The sequence below is a fragment of the Pseudomonas mendocina genome (assembly GCF_900636545.1).
Classification (GTDB): Bacteria; Pseudomonadota; Gammaproteobacteria; order Pseudomonadales; family Pseudomonadaceae; genus Aquipseudomonas; species Aquipseudomonas mendocina.
Map to the genome: position 1 here is coordinate 4066325 of NZ_LR134290.1, position 17385 is coordinate 4083709.

Consider the following 17385-nt stretch of genomic DNA (forward strand, 5'->3'; position numbering starts at 1 on the left):
GACCCAGATCAGCGCCAGATCACCTGCTGCTCCAGCGGAAAGCGCAGGCGCGGGTTATACACACCCTTCTCGCCCTCGCGCCCGACGGCCAGGAGCATGATCGGAATGGCCTGACGCGGAATATCCAGCACGCGACGCAGGCGCACTTCATCGAATCCTTCCATCGGACAGGTTGCATAGCCGTGGCTCTGGAAGGCGAGCATCAGGTTCTCCGCCGCCAGCGCAGTGGACTTCACCGCCCACAGGCGCATGTCGGCCTTGCTATTGGGCTTGCGCATCAGCGGCTTGCGCAGTCCCACCAGACGCACCAGTTGCCGCTTGAACAGGCCCAGCAGCCCCAACGGCCCCTGGTTGTACTGGAACGGCGCGGTCTTGCTGTAGAAGCTGCGGATGCGCACCGGCACTTGGGCCTCCGGCCAGTAGTCGATGATGTTTCGACAGGCCTGGCGCCAGGTGTCAGGACGCGCCAGCACGGCGATGATCAGAGGCGCACGGGCGCCGTTCTGGCTCATGCACACCGGCTGCAACTGCGCCAGCAGCGCCGCATCGCGAATCACCTGAAAGCTCCAGGGCTGCAGGTTGCAGGAACTCGGCGCCAGCATGGCCAGCTCCAGGCAGTCGCGAATCACCGCATCCGGCACCGCTTCTGGGGTGAAGCGGCGCACCGCGCGGCGGCTTTCGATAAGCGCACGAAGTTCGGCCGGTGAAGCCTTGGCGGGCGCTTGCTCGTGGGGAAAGCTGGTCATAGGGGCACTCCTCGGCAGTCGCCCGATTAAGCAACCGGGCGGCTCTGCGAACAAGGGTACGGGAGGAAATGACCGTGGATTTGGCCGATTAGCCTCACCTGCGCCTCAGATCGAGCGCGCAGGTGCCACGGCTAGAGGCCGAGCGCCTTTTCGATGGCCTGGATCAGTGCAGGGTCATCCGGCGCGGTGCGCGGTGAGAAGCGCGCCAGCACGCGGCCGTCCTGGCCGACCAGAAACTTCTCGAAGTTCCAGGTGATGTCCCCAGGAAACTCCGCGCCCTCGCCCGCCAGCAGGCGATACAGCGGGTGCCGACCGGGGCCGTTGACCTCCAGCTTGCTACCCAGCGGGAAGGTCACGCCATAGTTGAGGCTACAGAACGAACGGATCTCGTCCTCGCTGCCCGGCTCCTGACCGGCGAACTGGTTGCATGGCACTCCCAATACCGTGAAGCCGTTGCCCTTGTATTGCTGGTAGAGCTTTTCCAGCCCCGCGTACTGAGGCGTCAAACCGCACTTGGAGGCGACATTGACCACCAGCACCACTTGGCCCTTGTAAGGCGCCAGCGGCAGTTCCTGGCCATCCAGCGCACGTAGATTGAGATCGTGAAAGGCACTCATGACGAACTTCCTCAGCGAATTCAGTGCAACGGGCGCAATGCCCGGTAATCCTCAAGGCAGCTGCGATTGGGCAAGCCACCATGCATGAAAAAGGCGCCCTGAGGCGCCTTCATCGCAAGCTTGAGCTTAGCAGCGGTTGAACCGGTGGGTACGACCGCAAGTCGCCTGATCGGCAACTCAGCCTGTTAGTGGTGGTGACCACCTTCGCCGTGGATGTGACCGTGAGCCACTTCCTCTTCGCTGGCGTCACGCACGCTCACCACCTTGACCTTGAAGTTCAGGCGCTGGCCAGCCAGCGGGTGGTTGCCGTCGACGGTCACGTCGTCGCCATCGATGTCACGGATGGTGACGATCTGCATGCTGCCGTCCGGGCCGGAGGCATGGAACTGCATGCCCACTTCCAGGGTGTCGACGCCTTCGAACATGGCGCGGCTCAGAGTGGCAACCAGCTCGGCGCTGTATTCGCCGTAGGCTTCTTCCGGCTCGACGGAGACTTCGACGTCGTCACCGGCTTTCTTGCCGACCAGAGCCTTTTCCAGACCGGCGATGATGTTGCCGGCACCATGCAGATAAACCAGTGGCGCGCCGCCAGCGGAGCTGTCGATCACCTCACCGGCATCGTTGGTCAGGGTATAGTCGATGGAGACAGCCTTGTTGGCGGCGATCAGCATGGGGAGACCTTTTGCGAAAGAGAAATGAACGGGCAAGTCTAACCAAGGCCGGCCTGGATTGCGACCCGAGCCCGGACAAACGGGCTGTGCGTATCCTTGATTTTCGTCAGGACGAGCATGGCGACTGGGTGGCAGTCTTATCTTGTGGCCATACTCAGCATGTGCGCCACCGACCGCCCTGGCAGAATCGGCCCTGGGTACTCGATCCCCAGCAACGCCAGGTCAGACAGGGTAGTGTCTTCCCCTGCGGCTGGTGTGCCATGGATCGGTCGCACGATGACTTCAAGGAAGCTTAAATGTCTGCACGCAACATTCTGGTGATCAACTGCGGCAGTTCGTCGATCAAGTTCGCCTTGGTCAACGAAGCGCAGGAAACCTTCATTCTCAGCGGTCTGGCCGAACGCCTGGGCAGCCCCGAAGCGGTACTGCACTGGCAGCAGGGCGAACACAAGGACAGCCTGGTGCTGTCGGGAGCCGACCATCGCCTGGCCCTCTCCCACCTGCTGCCCATCGTGCAGCAGGCCGCCGCCGGCGAGCTGCACGGCATCGGCCACCGCGTGGTGCATGGCGGCGAACATTTCTCCGGCGCCACGCGTCTGGATGCCGTCAGCCTGCAGGCGATCCGTCATATCGCGCCACTGGCTCCGCTGCACAACCCTGCCAACCTGCAAGGCATCGAAGCGGCGATGAAGCTGTTCCCCAACCTGGTGCAGGTGGCGGTGTTCGACACCGCCTTCCACCAGAGCCTGCCCGAGCACGCCTATCGCTACGCCGTACCGCACGCGCTCTACGCTGAGCACGGCGTACGCCGCTACGGTTTCCACGGCACCAGCCACCGTTACGTCAGCCGCAAGGCGGCGCAAATGAGCGGCCTGGCATTCGACGCCAGCAGTTGGCTGGTGGCCCATCTGGGTAATGGCAGCTCCACCTGCGCCGTGGAGAATGGGCACAGCCGCGACACCAGCATGGGGCTGACGCCACTGGAGGGCCTGGTGATGGGCACGCGCAGTGGCGATGTCGACCCCAACCTGCACAGCCACCTGTCACGCACCCTGGGCTGGAGCCTGGAACAGATCGACAGCATGCTCAACAAGGACAGCGGCCTGCTCGGCCTGTCCGGCCTGTCCAACGACATGCGCACGCTGGAGCAGGCGCGCGAACAGGGCCACGTCGGCGCGAGCCTGGCCATCGAAGTGTTCTGCTACCGCCTGGCCAAGTCGCTGGCCTCGATGAGCTGCGCACTGCGTCGTCTCGATGGACTGATCTTCACCGGCGGCATCGGCGAGAACTCGGCGCTGATTCGCAGCAAGACGCTCGACCACCTCACGCTGCTCGGACTCAAGCTCGATGCCGAGGCCAACGCCCGCTGCGTGCGCGGCATAGCCGGCGCCATTCACGCCGATGGCCACGTGCGCGTACTGGTGGTGCCAACCAACGAAGAGCGGCAGATCGCCCTCGATACCCTTGCCCTGCTCGACTGAGGTCTATTCATGCATACCTTCTTCATCGCCCCCACCGGTTTCGGTGTCGGTCTTACCTCCATCAGTCTGGGGCTGGTCGGCGCACTGGAGCGCAGCGGCCTCAAGGTCGGATTCTTCAAGCCCATCGCCCAGCCGCATGCCGGCGACCTCGGTCCGGAGCGTTCCAGCGAGCTGGTCGCGCGCACCCATGGCTTGAACTCGCCCAAACCGCTGCCACTGAGCCATGTCGAGCGCATGCTCGGCGATGGCCAGCTGGATGAGTTGCTGGAAGAAATCATCAGCCTCTATCAGCAGGCTGCCGTCGACAAGGACGTGGTCATCGTCGAAGGCATGGTGCCGACGCGCCACGCCAGCTACGCCGCACGAGTCAACTTTCACCTGGCCAAGAGCCTGGACGCCGACGTGATACTGGTCAGCGCGCCGGAAGACGAAAGCCTCACGGAACTGTCCGACCGCATCGAAATCCAGGCGCAACTGTTTGGCGGCCCGAAGGACCCGAAAGTGCTCGGGGTGATTCTCAACAAGGTGCGCAGCGAGGACGGCATCGAGGCCTTCGCCGAACGTCTGGAAGAGTTTTCGCCACTGCTCAAGACCGAGAGCTTCCGCCTCCTGGGCTGCATTCCCTGGCAGGACGAACTGAATGCGCCACGCACCAAGGACATCGCCGAGCTGCTCGGCGCACGCATCCTCAACGCTGGCGACTACGAGCAACGGCGCATGCTCAAGATCGTGCTCTGTGCCCGCGCCGTGGCCAACAGCGTACAACTGCTCAAACCGGGCACCCTGGTGGTGACGCCGGGTGATCGCGACGACATCATCCTCTCCGCCTGCCTGGCGGCGATGAATGGCGTTCCCCTGGCCGGCCTGCTGCTGTGCAGCGATTTCGCCCCAGATCCACGCATCATGGAATTGTGCCAGGGCGCCCTGGCCAGCGGCCTGCCGGTGATGACGGTGAGCACCGGCTCTTACGATACGGCCACCAACCTCAATCGCCTGAACAAGGAAATCCCGCTGGATGACCGCGAGCGCGCGGGCAAGGTCTCCGACTTCGTCGCCAGCCATATCGACCACGACTGGCTGGCCAATCGCTGCGGCACGCCGCGTGAGCTGCGCCTGTCGCCACCGGCCTTCCGTTATCAACTGGTGCAACGAGCCAAGGCCGCAGCCAAGCGCATCGTTCTCCCCGAAGGCAGCGAACCGCGTACCGTACAGGCTGCCGCCATCTGCCAGGCCCGAGGCATCGCCCGCTGCGTACTGCTGGCCAAGCCGGAAGACGTTCATGCAGTCGCCCGAGCCCAAGGTATCGAGCTGCCGGAAGGCCTGGAAATTCTCGACCCGGACCTGATTCGCGGCCGCTACGTCGAGCCGATGGTCGAGTTGCGCAAGGGCAAGGGCCTCAACGCCCCGATGGCCGAGGCGCAGCTGGAAGACACCGTGGTACTCGGCACCATGATGCTGGCGCTGGATGAAGTGGACGGCCTGGTTTCCGGTGCCATCCACACCACCGCCAATACCATTCGCCCGGCGCTGCAACTGATCAAGACCGCCCCCGGCTACAACCTGGTGTCCTCGGTGTTCTTCATGCTGCTGCCGGATCAGGTGCTGGTCTATGGCGACTGCGCAGTGAACCCGGACCCGAATGCCGAACAGCTCGCCGAGATCGCCCTGCAGAGTGCCAACTCGGCACTGGCCTTCGGCATCCCGCCGCGCGTTGCCATGCTCAGCTATTCCACCGGTGACTCCGGCAGTGGCGAGGAAGTGGAAAAGGTGCGCGCCGCCACCCGCCTGGCCCGCGAGAAGCGCCCCGATCTATTGCTCGACGGCCCGCTGCAATACGACGCCGCCGCCATCGAGAGCGTGGGGCGGCAAAAGGCCCCCAACAGCCCGGTGGCCGGCCGCGCCACGGTATTCGTATTCCCTGACCTGAACACCGGTAACACCACCTACAAGGCAGTGCAGCGTAGCGCCGACTGCATCAGCGTCGGCCCGATGCTGCAGGGCCTGCGTAAACCGGTGAACGATCTGTCGCGCGGCGCCTTGGTCGACGATATCGTCTACACCATCGCCCTTACCGCGATTCAGGCAGCCAATCTGCCAACTGAAGCGAGCGGTAAGGCGCCGTAGCCACCCTGGATGGGCAAGCGCCGGCCGTGATGGCCGGTGCGCACGGCAGAGCCCGCTAATGAGCGAAACCCGATGGTCAATGCTGGCACTTGCAGGTCAGTGCACAAGCGTTAACCTTGGCGCCGAACCAGCTCGCTGCACGGAACGCCGCAGCTCTTTCGACTGATACGGGGCACAGAGAAAGCCCCATTCTCAGGCTGCCCGCCGGACGTGCAGCCTGCCTACGGAGGCGTTCGCCCGATGCTGCACTTTCTTCCCGCGCCGCTGCGCGGCCTGATCGCGAGCCTGCTGCTGGCTCTGAACACCCTGTTCTGGTGCTGGCCGCTGTTCTTCGTTGCTCTGCTCAAGTTGCTGCTGCCCTTCGCGCCCATCCAGCGCGCGCTGCGCTTCGTCATGCATGGCATCGCTGAAAGCTGGATCGGCGTGAACAAGTTCTGGATGCGCCTGGTCGGCCATATCGACTGGAAGGTGCAGGGCCTGGAACGCTTCGATACGCGCCATTCCTACCTGGTCACCAGCAATCATCAGAGCTGGGTGGATATCCTGGTGCTGCAGTACCTGCTCAACCGGCGCATGCCGCTGCTGAAGTTCTTCCTCAAGCAGGAGCTGATCTGGGTACCGGTAATCGGCCTGTGCTGGTGGGCTCTGGAGTTTCCCTTCATGAAGCGCTTCAGCAAGGAGTACCTGGCCAAGTACCCGGAGAAGCGCGGTCAGGACCTGGCCACCACCCGCCGCGCCTGCGCACGCTACAAGAGCAACCCGGTGGCGGTGTTCAATTTCCTCGAGGGCACGCGCCTGACCCCGGGCAAGCATGCGCAGCAGCAGTCTCCGTTCCAGTACCTGTTGAGACCCAAGGCTGGCGGCATCGCCTTCGTGCTCGATGCGATGGGTGAGCAGTTGCACGCCATCGTCAACGTCACCATCCACTACCCACATGGCGTTCCGGGCTTCTGGGACCTGCTCTGCGGTCGACTGGATGCCGTGCAGGTGAACTTCAAGCAGGTCGACATTCCACGCGAATTCATCGGCCGCAACTACGATCAGGACGACGACTACCGCCTGGCATTCCAGCAGTGGGTCAACCGCTTGTGGGAAGAGAAGGACGCGGAACTGGCCAGCCTGCACCAGCAGGCCTGAAGCGCCAGCGGCGCTTCATTCGTCGCGCGGCAGAGGCAGCCTGTTCCAGTCCAGCAGGGCCGGCACCTGCATGGCGCTGCCGGCCGGTATGCCCGGGGCCACCAGGAAGCCCTGCATGATGTTGCAGTTATGCCGCGTCAGCCATTCGCGCTGCTCCTGGGTTTCGACCCCTTCGGCGATGACTTCCAGCCCCAGGTGGCGCCCCAGATCGATGATGGTGCTGACCACCGCAGCATCACGCGGGGAGTCGAGCATGTTGGAGATGAACAGGCGGTCGATCTTCAGCGTATCCAGCTCGAAATGACGCAGATACGCCAGTGACGAGTAGCCGGTGCCGAAGTCGTCGATGGCGATCTTCACGCCCAGCTCGCGCAGATGACGCAGTTGCGCCTGGGTCAGCTCCAGGTCCTGCATCAATGCGCTCTCGGTGACCTCCACCTCCAGTTGGCTGGGCTTGAGGCCATGGGCATCGAGCACACGCTGCAGGTCGGTGACCAGTTGCGGCATGCCGAACTGCACCGGGCTGACGTTGAGGCTGAGCACCATGTCCTCGCCGAACTGCTGCTTGAAGTCCGCCAGTTGCCTGGCGCCCTCGCGAAATATCCATTCGCCGAGCCGGTTGATCAGGCGGGTTTCCTCGAGCAGCGGTATGAATACGTTCGGCGCAACGGTGCCGGCGACGCGGTGCTGCCAACGCAACAAAGCCTCGAAACCCCGCAGGCGACCGCTCTCCAACTGGAACTGCGGTTGGTAGACCAGTACGAAATCATCGTTCTCGATGGCGTGACGCAGGCTCTCCTCGAGCATCAGCCGCGACCGTGCGCGACCGTTCATTTCCGGGGAAAAGAAGCGGTACTGCTGACGACCAGCGCGCTTGGCCTCATACATCGCCATGTCGGCAGAACGCAGCAAGCCCTCGACACTCTGCCCACATTCGGGGAAACAGGCGATGCCAACGCTGGCACCCAGAGTGAAGTCCACGCCATCGAGCGTGTGGCGCACCGAGACCAGTTCGATCAGCTTCTCCGCGACCTTGGCGGCGTCCTCGGGGTGGCCGAGGTTGTCCAGCAGCGCGGTGAATTCGTCTCCGCCGATGCGGGCCAGGCTGTCGTATGGCCGCAAACAGGCCTTGAGCTGCTCCCCGACACGACGCAGCAACTGGTCGCCAACATCGTGGCCCAGCGAGTCGTTGATGCGCTTGAATCCGTCCAGGTCGAGGTACAGCACCGCGACCCGCTGGCCACTGCGCTCGATACGCGCCAATGCAGACTCCAGCGCCTGATGAAAGCCACGACGGTTGAGCAGGCCAGTCAGTGAGTCGGTAACCGCTTGCGACTCCAACTGCGCGTGCAGGTTGCGCACCACCGACATGTCCAGGGCGATCACGACCATCGCCCGTTGCTGCTGTGGGAGCGGTGAACAGGATAGCGCCACCGGCAGGCAACCGCCCTTGAACGTTCGCATCATCGCTTCGTGCACCCGGTAGGTGGCCTCCCGTTTGAAGTGCAGGTAGAACTCGGACTCCAGCCAACCACGCTCACTGGCGGGATTCTTCAGAAACGACAGAAGTTCGACGCCCTCCAGATCGCCCACCTCGCCATCGAGCATCTGCGCCATGGCAGGATTGGCGAACTGGATGCGTCCGTCCTCCCCCACCACCAGAATGCCCTCGGCAGCATTGGCCAGTACCGAAGCGTTGAAGGCTCGCGCTCGTTCCAGCTGCTGCGACAGCGCCTGCAACTCACAGCGATTGTGCTCATGCTCCAGCAGGCTGTGGATCTTGTGCCGCAGCACACTGGGATCGAAGGGCTTGAGGACGAAATCCACGGCGCCGGAGCTGTAGCCACGCAGTACTGCATCATGAGTCTGGGCGATCGCCGACACGAAGATGATCGGTGTCAGCCGAGTCCGGGGATTGCCACGCATCAACCGGGCGACTTCGAAGCCATCCATACCCGGCATCTGCACGTCGAGCAGCACCAGCCCGACATCCTCTTCGAGCAGGCAGCGCAGCGCCTCCTCGCCGGAACTGGCACAACGCAGCTGCCACTCCCCATCCTCGAGCAGCGCCTGCATGGCCTCGAGGTTTTCCATACGGTCGTCCACCACCAGCAGAACCTGCTTGGCGGGTACAGCGGCGATCTTGCTCTGCGCCGGGGCCATCGTCACTCCCCTATCCATATGCCCTTGCACCAGTTACTCCTGCCTTCAGATTAGTCCATTACCAGACGAAGGCACGGGCGGCATGCCCAGCCAGCGTTCCAGCAGTGCCAGCAGCTCATCACGCTTGATCGGCTTGGCCATGTAGTCGTCGGCACCGGCGGTGATGCATTTTTCCCGGTCCCCCTTCATGGCATGGGCCGTGAGCGCGATGATCGGAATCACGCAGCCATGCTCCTGCTTGAGCAGACGCGTGGCGGTATAGCCGTCCATGTTCGGCATGGCCATGTCCATCAGGATCAGGTCGAAGGGGTCACGCTGATAGCTGGCGATGGCCTCGAGACCATCCTTGGCGGAACTGACGCACAGCCCGACTTCATCCAACAACGCCGTCAACGCATAGACATTACGTACATCATCGTCGACCAGCAGGATGCGTTTGCCCTGCATCGGATTGAGGTCCGCATGCCCCGGCTGGGGCGCCTGAACGTCACCAAGAAAGCCCTGCATCGCCTGACACAACGCCTCGGTATCGTCGCCCTGCTTGCGCACCACCACTGCGCTGTAGCGACGCAGGCGTTGCAGTGTCTGCTGGGTGACATCCACACCGGTGTTGATCACCACACGCGTGCCCTGCAGTGGGCGCAGCTGGTTGAGGCTGTCGAGCAGGGCAAAACCGTCCTGATCCGGCAGGTCGAGGTCGATCACCAGCGCACAGAACTGTCCTTGCGCGTAGGCCGCACGTGCCTGCTCGCCATCGGCGCAGGCGACCACCTGAAAGCCCAGCTCCGTAAGCTGCTTGCGATAGTGCTCGCGCTCAACCTCGACATCCTCCACCAGCAGCACGGCCTGTTCCTGCTGCATGCCGTGCTGCAGTTCCAAGAACACCTGTTCCAGGTCATCGCGGCCGATGGGCTTGACCAGATAACGCGTGCCGTCGTCGTTCCACCCCACCGGCTGCGGGACACAGGAAATGATGTGCACCGGCGTATGGCGGTGGGTCGGCTGCGCGCGCAGGCGGCGGAATAGCTGCCAGCCGCTGAGGTCAGGCAGCAGGATGTCGAGGATCACCGCATTGAACGACTCCTGCTGCAGCAGCCCCAGCGCCTGCAGGCCGGTACGGCAATGCACGCTGGAAAAACCGTGGGCATGGGCCTCCTCGGCGATTACCGACGCGAAATTGACATCGTCCTCGATGATCAGCAGCGGCGGCCCGTCGCCTGTCCGCTTCGGCTCCTCCACCGGCGCTTCGACGCTGAGCGAACCAACCTTCACTGGCAACCTGACGGTAAAGGTCGAGCCTAGGCCGGGCGCACTCTGCAGGCTGACGTCGCCGTCCAGCGCCAGCACCAGTTGGCGAGTGATGGCCAACCCCAGGCCGGTACCGCCGAAACGCCGGCTGGTGGAGCCGTCGAGTTGCTGGAAGGCCTGGAATATCTGCTCGTGCTGCGCCGGGTCGATGCCAATACCGGAATCTCGCACACTGAAACACAGCAGCTCGCGTTCATCCTCCTGACGACCCTGACTGCTGACGCTCAGCGTGACGTCACCGTGATCGGTGAATTTCAAGGCATTAGACAGCAGGTTGCGCAAAATCTGGTGCAGGCGCACACGGTCGGTGTGGATGATCCGCGGCACGCCTGCCTCCAGCTGGGTGTGCAGGCGCAACCCCTTGAGCTCGGCCATCGGACGCAGGCTGGCATCCAGCTCGACCAGCACGTCCTGCATATTGATCGGCTCGAGCTTGAGCTGCATCCGCCCCGACTCGACCTTGGCCAGATCGAGCACATCGTTGATCAGTTGCAGTAGATCACTGCCGGCGCGGTGCACGATATCCGCGTGCTTGGTCTGCTTCTCGGTGAGATTGCCAGCCAGGTTCTGACGCAACTGGTCGCTGAGAATCAGGATGCTGTTGAGCGGCGTGCGCAGCTCATGGGACATGTTGGCGAGGAATTCTGACTTGTAACGGTTGGCCAACAGCAGTTGCTCGGCCTGCTCTCGCAGTTTCTGCTCGGCCGCCTTACGCTCGCTGATGTCGATGATCACCGCCTGCACCAGGTTTTCATCGCCGCTGCGAATCGGCGACAGGCCAACCTCCAGCGGGATCATGCGGCCTTCACGATGCAACCCGAACAACTCGCGATTGCCGCCCATGCGGCGCTGCTCCGGCATGGCCTGGTAACCGCGGCGCAACGCCACATGGCTGCCCCGCTGCGCAGCCGGCAGGAGCATTTCCACAGGTTCGCCCAACAGCATCTGGCGCTCGTAACCGAACAGCACCTCGGTCTGTCGATTGACCATAGCGATACGCCCCAGGCCATCGACCAGCAAGATGGCATTGGGCGAGGCCTCGACCACCAGGCGGAATCGCTCTTCGGCGACCTTGCGGGCCCGCAGGTCCACCAGGTTGATCAAGTAGCTGCTGCCTTCATGCAACGGGTTGAGGCTGATGCTGACCGGAATCGACTCACCCCGTAACGTGCGCACCATGCGCTCGTCGCTCTCGGCCAACTGCTCATGCAGATCTTTCGGTGATTCGATATTGGGCAGCACCCGCAACACCGTTTCACCAGGCAGGGCATTGATCGGACAATCGAACAGCTCGGCGGCGCTGCGGTTGGCCATTTCGATGCGGCCCTTGTCGTCACACAGCAGCGTCGCCACCGGGAGGCGTTCGACCAGTAGACGAAAGCGCTCCTCTCGCTCCTGCAGTTCGCTCGCGATCTTCTCGCTGAGGTGCAGCTTGCGCTCGCGCTGATAGAGATAACCACCGACTAGAAGCGCCAACAACAGGGTCGCAGCCAAGCCAGCCCATAGACCCAAGGTACCCGTACGATCGATCAGGCTGCGCTCGTACTCGATCGTGCCGATCACATCCAGGCCCCAGACACGGCCATATAGCGGCAGTTCCAAATGACTGCGAAACTTCGGTCGCCAGTCTTCGGGCTGGCTTTCGCCAGTGAGCAGATAGGTATCCGGGACCTGCAGATCCGTTAGAACGATATCGAAACGGCGCGTCTGGGAGCCGAGAATCCCCTCCATCAGGTCGTGGCTGCGAAAGGCGCCGTGCACCATTCCCAGCAAGGCCTCACGACGCTGCTCCGTCGTATTGAGCGGCACACCCGGACGGAAGACCGGGAGGAACAGGAGCACGCCCTGCTGCACGTTGATATCGATTTCCTGGCGTAGCACTACCGGCCCGCTCAGGCTCGCCTCGCCACTCTCGATACTGCGCTCGATGGCATCCAGACGAGTCGGCTCGGTGAGCATGTCGAATCCCAGTACACGCCGGTTACGCCAGTCCAGAGGGCTGACGTAATCGATCGGCAGGTAGTGCTCGCGCTCTTGTGGCGGGAACATCTGATAATCGAGCCGTCCTTCGGCCTGCAACTCGGCGAGAAAATCCGGTAATTGTTCAGCCGTCAGGTAACGCGACCAGGCCACCGCCTGGATACCGGGGTAGCGATCCTGCAGTTGCAACTGGTCCAGCGCACGCTGCCATTCCACTGGGGACACGCGGTCGCTGCCGGTCATCAGCCCGGAAACGCCGCGCAACGCCATCTCATAAGCCTGCATGCGCGCCATGACCCGCTGGCCGATATCCTGCGCCTCGAGCTCAAAACGGTGCTGACTCTCTTCGCGCTCTCGCTCCTGCAAGACGCTCCATTGCCAGAAGATCAGGCCTCCCAGCCCGAACAGCAGACTCAAGGCAACCAGTAGCGGTATCCAGGGCCTTGGCGGCCGCTCGACAGCTCTGTCGTCCATTCGCTCTCCTTCGGTCATCCAGAACCAACGCGCACAGGTCATCCGTGCGCGGACTTCACAGAACCACAGCAAGCAGTCTAGTCAGGTTTTTAATGGATGGCCTTTTGCCAGAAGAGACACGACAGGCGGTCAGGAGGATTGGCGTAAACGCTCCTTCCATGCAGAGCTGCGGAGCAACCAGTGGCTAATGCCGGAAAAGAAAAAGCCTCCCATGGGGAGGCTTTTCGTTCAGCGCCACATGACCTTACAGCTGGCGCAGATTGATCTCGACACGACGGTTCTGCGCACGGCCGGCATCGGTGGCATTGCTGGCGATCGGCTGGCTCGGGCCGGCTCCATAGGCCGAAATACGCTGGCCGGGCACACCATTGGCGGTCAGGTAGTTGGCCACGCTCTGCGCGCGACGCTGCGACAGACTCTGGTTCAGTTCCTGCGAACCGGTGCTGTCGGTGTGACCAACGATGTTCACGCCGTTCTTGTTGAACTCCTTGAACACCAGCACCAGCGAATTGAGAGTCGGATAGAAGCTGCTGGAGATATCTGCCGAGTTGCTGGCGAAGGTGATGTTGCCCGGCATGATCAGCTTGAGATCATCGCCATTGCGTTGCACCTGCACGCCTGTGCCCTGCAGGGTCTGACGCAGCTTGGCTTCCTGGGTATCGACGTAATAGCCATAACCACCGCCGGCAGCGCCACCTACGGCGGCACCGATCAGTGCGCCCTTGGTGCGATCCTTCTTGCTCGACGTGGCAGCCCCGATCACGGCTCCGGTCGCAGCACCGATACCGCCATAGATGCCGGCCTTGCCAGCCTGGCTTTCACCGGTATAGGGATTGGTGGTACAGCCAGCCAGCATGGCCATGAGCGCAGTTGCTGCGATCAGATTACGTCTGGTCTTCATAACGTTTCCTTAGGATTTCTTCTGGTATCGGGCAGACATGCCACAGCCTTCGAGCCGCCAGGGCGCGGCGAAGTTCCGCCCAAGCTTATCAGCCTGGGCGAGTGAGGACGGCGATCTAGAGCAGTCAGCCCGGTACGCGCGGGTCACTGCACGCCAGGCAACGGCCGCAGCGTGACCTCAACACGACGGTTCTGCGCGCGGCCATCAGCCGTGGCGTTGCTCGCCACCGGTTGATCCGGCCCCATGCCGCGGGTGCTCACGCGGCTAGGGGCGACCCCCTGCGCCAGCAGGTAGTCGGCCACGCTCTGCGCGCGGCGCTGCGACAGCGCCATATTGTGGCTATGCGAGCCGGTGCTATCTGTATGACCGACCACCTCGATACTGTTCTGGTTGTACTGGCGGAAGGAGTTGGCGAGGTTGTTCAGCGGCTGATAGAAGCTACTGGCGATCTGCGCCGAGTCGGTGGCGAAGGTGATGTTGCCGGGCATGATCAGCTGGATCACATCGCCTTGGCGCTGCACCTCCACGCCCGTACCCTGCATGCTGCGCCGCAGCTCTTCTTCCTGCTTGTCGGCGTAGTAACCGTAACCTGCCGCCGCGGCACCCGCGACCGCCGCGCCGATGAGTGCGCCCTTGCCGCGGTTGTCATGGTTGATCAGGGCACCAGCCGCCGCACCGGCCAACGCGCCCAATCCACCGTAGGTGGCTGTACGGTTGGAGCTTGGCGCGCTCTGGTCATAAGGATTCTGCGAAGCGCAGCCACTAAACAGCAGCGCAGACGAGCAAAGGGCAATCAGGGAAAGGCGGAACATGAAGGAATCTCCATGAACGGTGGGTGATGGCCATTTGAGTCACCACCCAGCCATTAGTGCCCTGTCACGCGCGAATAAAAGGGTTCTCGCGCATCTCGTCGCCCAAACGCGTATCCGGGCCATGACCGGTAACCACAGTGGCATCCTCATCGAGGCTGTACAGACGCTGCCTGATCGATCGTTCGATCGTGGCGTAGTCACCGCCCCACAGATCGGTACGGCCAATACCACGACGGAACAGCGTGTCACCAGCGATCAGCAGCTTGGCGTCTTCGAACCAGAAACTCATGGACCCCGGCGTATGGCCAGGTGTGTGCAGGGCGACACCGCAGCCGCAAGCCAGCTCCTCGTCATCGGCCAGCCAGCGATCCGGCGCCGGCACCGGCGTATAGGGCACACCGAACATGTTGCATTGCATCTCCAGGTTATCCCAGAGGAACTGATCCTCCTTGTGCAGATGCAAGGTGGCACCGGTCTTCTCCTTCATCTGCCCCGAGGCAAGGAAGTGATCGAGATGGGCATGCGTGTGAATGATGCTGACCACCTTGAGTCCATGGGCGTCCAGACGCGCCATGATCAGATCGGGATTACCGCCCGGATCGACCACGACGGCCTTCTTCGTAACCGGGTCGCCGATGATGGTGCAGTTGCACTGCAAGGGCCCGACAGGGAAGGTTTCACGGATCAGTGCGGGACGTTCGGCAGTACTCATCAGGAGGCCTCGTTGCGGTAATCGCCGGGCAGTTTACCGGTCCATTTACGGAATGCACGGCGGAAATTGGACGGGTCGCTGAAACCCAGCAAGTGTGAGATTTCATACAAGGGCAAGTGCGTGGTGGTCAGATACTGCAGGGCCAGGCGCTTGCGCACATCGTCGAGCACCTGCTGGTAGCTGGTGCCCATCTGTGCCAGATGCCGACGCAGGCTTCGGCCGCTGGTATGCAAGGCGCTCGCGGCGCTTTCGAGATCAGGAAAGTCACCCGGGCGCGCCAGCAACAATCGGCGCACCCGAGTAAGCAGGCCGTCCTGCACATCGAGGCTGGCCAGCAGCGCCTCGCACTGCTGCTCGCACATCTGCACCGTGGCCGGGTTGGCCAGGGCCATGGGGCGCTCCAGGTAGTGTCGAGGCAAACGCAACCAGTTATAGGGCTGCTCGAACCTGGCCTTCACACCAAAAATTTCAACGTAACGCCCGGCATAATCTGGCTCCGGGTGCGCGAAGCCAACCGCTAGCCCTCGCAACTCCTCGCCGAGCAGGAAGCGGGCAATGGTATGGATACTGGTGAGCAGGCCCTCGGCGGCGAAACGCGATTGCGGGCCCAGTGGCAAGGACTCGACCGCGCGCAATTCCATGTCCTCGCCCAGCTCCACCAGTTCCAGATCGAAGGCCAGACCAAGCACGCGGTAGTACTTCAAGGCGAACTGCAGCGCCTTGCCCAGGTTGGCGCTGGACAGTACTGCGTAGCCGAGAATGCCGTGGGTCGATACGTTGAGTCGCTGGCCTAGCAGCAGTCCCAGTGCAGGTTCGCCACAGCGCTCCAGCACAGCCTGCGCGAGCAGATGAAAATCAAGAAAGGACACCCGACCATTGGGACTCTCGAGCACTTCGGGGCGCACCCGCGCTGCGGCGAACACCTCGGCACGCAGCAGGCCAAGCTCCTCCGCCAGCCCCAGCAAGGCTTCGGCATAGGCGACCGGCGCCAGCTCAGCGTTAAAGTTCTGGGTTCGCTTCATGGTCTTGTTGTTCTGCCGGCTGGCCGCAAATGACCCATTGATGCACAGACCTTAACCTTGCCCATCATCCCCCAGCAACCCTAGCGAATACTTCTATTTCTAGCGCTAAAGCCCGCCACTTTCGTGCGGCCCGCAGCGGACAGCGATCGAATTTACAGTGCCAGAGCGCTCTATACCGCGTCGTTGATGTCAGCGCCTGCAAGCGTTAAAGCCCCTCCTCGCCGCCAACTTGTTCGGCTCGATCGGCCCCAACTTTCTATTGGAAACCCGCATTGGCCAGATATGACCATTACCTTGGCTGTTACGAACCTGTGCCTCGGTGTAGAGCGCATCCATAGTAGGAGCCAGTCAAACAGCGCAAGGAAATCCTCATGGCCAGCACTACACCAGAAGGTTTGCAGATCCGCCCCAGGCATATGGATTTCGATCTGCCCAACCCGCTGCCGCGCCACTGGAACGGCGGCGACGCCTTCAAGACCCATCTGTTCGACGCCATGTCGGTGTTGTTTCCCGATGGCGAGCGTTTCTTCATCGACTCGGTACGTCAGTTCCGCGACCGCATCGAGGACCCGGTACTGAAGGAGCAGATTCGCGGCTTCATCGGCCAGGAAGGCCACCACAGCCGTGAACATCTGGAATACAGCCAGCGCCTGCGCGACCTGGGCTACGACGTCGAGCGCATCGAGAAGCGTGCCCGCGCGCGCATCCGCTACACCCAGAAGAAGTTCTCGCCCCAACGCCAACTGGCCGCGACCGCGGCGCTGGAGCACATCACCGCGATCATGGCCGATGGCCTGCTGAGAAGTGATGCCTATATGGCCGACGCCCATCCGACCCTCGCCCGCCTTTGGCGCTGGCATGCACTGGAGGAAACCGAGCACAAGGCGGTAGCCTTCGACGTCTACAACCAGGTGTGCGGCAGCCGAAAGCTGCTGCGCCGGGCGATGATCATGGGCACTTTCTTCTTCGTCTTCGACACCACGCGCGGCCTGATGCACATGCTCAAGGTCGACGGTCTGCTATGGAACTGGCGCGTCTGGCGCGACGGCATCCGCTGGATGTGGGGCAAGGGAGGTGTGTTCCGCCCGCTGATCCGCACCTATCTGGACTTTTTCAAGGACGGTTTCCACCCCTGGGAGCACAACAACCTGGACCTGTTGCACGCCACCCGCGTGGAGTTCGATGGCGTCCAACACGTGCAAGCCAGTGCCGCCTGACCTGCGCCCTGGCAAGACGC

The 17385-nt window shown here is 62.7% G+C and carries 14 protein-coding genes; 5 read left to right on the top strand and 9 right to left on the bottom strand.

Annotated features, from left to right (window positions below; genetic code table 11):
• Positions 1-8 precede the first annotated feature (8 nt).
• The 3 genes from EL191_RS18900 to EL191_RS18910 all read right to left on the bottom strand — a co-directional run bounded on the left by EL191_RS18900 (position 9) and on the right by EL191_RS18910 (position 2034).
• The gene (locus EL191_RS18900) at positions 9-746 is read right to left on the bottom strand and encodes a nitroreductase family protein (RefSeq protein ID WP_041980687.1); all 738 of its coding nucleotides are present in this window, start codon (positions 744-746) and stop codon (positions 9-11) included.
• A 131-nt stretch (positions 747-877) separates the two neighbouring features.
• The gene (locus EL191_RS18905) at positions 878-1363 is read right to left on the bottom strand and encodes a glutathione peroxidase (RefSeq protein WP_041980686.1); all 486 of its coding nucleotides are present in this window, start codon (positions 1361-1363) and stop codon (positions 878-880) included.
• 185 nt (positions 1364-1548) lie between these two features.
• Positions 1549-2034: an FKBP-type peptidyl-prolyl cis-trans isomerase gene (locus EL191_RS18910; protein WP_013717022.1), complete on the bottom strand. Its 486-nt coding sequence runs from the start codon at positions 2032-2034 to the stop codon at positions 1549-1551.
• 11 nt (positions 2035-2045) lie between these two features.
• Here EL191_RS18910 and EL191_RS18915 point away from each other — a divergent pair, with 11 nt between their 5' ends.
• From EL191_RS18915 to EL191_RS18930, 4 genes are all read left to right on the top strand, one after another.
• Positions 2046-2330, top strand: a complete 285-nt coding sequence (locus EL191_RS18915; RefSeq protein WP_080558776.1) for a DUF3565 domain-containing protein — start codon at positions 2046-2048, stop codon at positions 2328-2330.
• Positions 2331-3515, top strand: coding sequence for an acetate kinase (locus tag EL191_RS18920; RefSeq protein WP_013717023.1), 1185 nt, complete (start codon positions 2331-2333; stop codon positions 3513-3515). It abuts the gene before it with no gap.
• Between the two features lie 9 nt (positions 3516-3524).
• Positions 3525-5639, top strand: a complete 2115-nt coding sequence (gene pta / locus EL191_RS18925) for a phosphate acetyltransferase (protein ID WP_041980685.1) — start codon at positions 3525-3527, stop codon at positions 5637-5639.
• A 240-nt stretch (positions 5640-5879) separates the two neighbouring features.
• The gene (locus tag EL191_RS18930; protein WP_013717025.1) at positions 5880-6776 is read left to right on the top strand and encodes an acyltransferase; all 897 of its coding nucleotides are present in this window, start codon (positions 5880-5882) and stop codon (positions 6774-6776) included.
• Positions 6777-6791: 15 nt separating this feature from the next.
• Here EL191_RS18930 and EL191_RS18935 read toward each other — a convergent pair whose 3' ends face one another.
• The 6 genes from EL191_RS18935 to EL191_RS18960 all read right to left on the bottom strand — a co-directional run bounded on the left by EL191_RS18935 (position 6792) and on the right by EL191_RS18960 (position 16148).
• A complete protein-coding gene (locus EL191_RS18935) occupies positions 6792-8939 on the bottom strand; it encodes a putative bifunctional diguanylate cyclase/phosphodiesterase (RefSeq protein WP_041980684.1) in 2148 nt (715 codons plus the stop codon).
• 45 nt (positions 8940-8984) lie between these two features.
• The gene (locus EL191_RS18940) at positions 8985-12701 is read right to left on the bottom strand and encodes a response regulator (protein ID WP_041980683.1); all 3717 of its coding nucleotides are present in this window, start codon (positions 12699-12701) and stop codon (positions 8985-8987) included.
• 244 nt (positions 12702-12945) lie between these two features.
• Complete coding sequence (locus EL191_RS18945; protein ID WP_013717028.1) at positions 12946-13602, bottom strand: OmpA family protein; 657 nt, start codon at positions 13600-13602, stop codon at positions 12946-12948.
• 143 nt (positions 13603-13745) lie between these two features.
• Positions 13746-14414, bottom strand: a complete 669-nt coding sequence (locus EL191_RS18950; protein ID WP_041980682.1) for an OmpA family protein — start codon at positions 14412-14414, stop codon at positions 13746-13748.
• Positions 14415-14478: 64 nt separating this feature from the next.
• Entirely contained in the window at positions 14479-15126 is a 648-nt protein-coding gene (locus EL191_RS18955; RefSeq protein WP_013717030.1) for an MBL fold metallo-hydrolase, read from the bottom strand.
• Positions 15126-16148 (bottom strand): AraC family transcriptional regulator, encoded by a 1023-nt coding sequence (locus EL191_RS18960; RefSeq protein ID WP_041980681.1) that lies wholly within the window; start codon positions 16146-16148, stop codon positions 15126-15128. Before EL191_RS18960 ends, EL191_RS18955 begins: the two co-directional genes overlap by 1 nt.
• A gap of 371 nt (positions 16149-16519) precedes the next feature.
• Between EL191_RS18960 and EL191_RS18965 the strand changes: the two genes are divergently transcribed.
• Complete coding sequence (locus EL191_RS18965; RefSeq protein WP_013717032.1) at positions 16520-17365, top strand: metal-dependent hydrolase; 846 nt, start codon at positions 16520-16522, stop codon at positions 17363-17365.
• Positions 17366-17385: the final 20 nt, after the last annotated feature.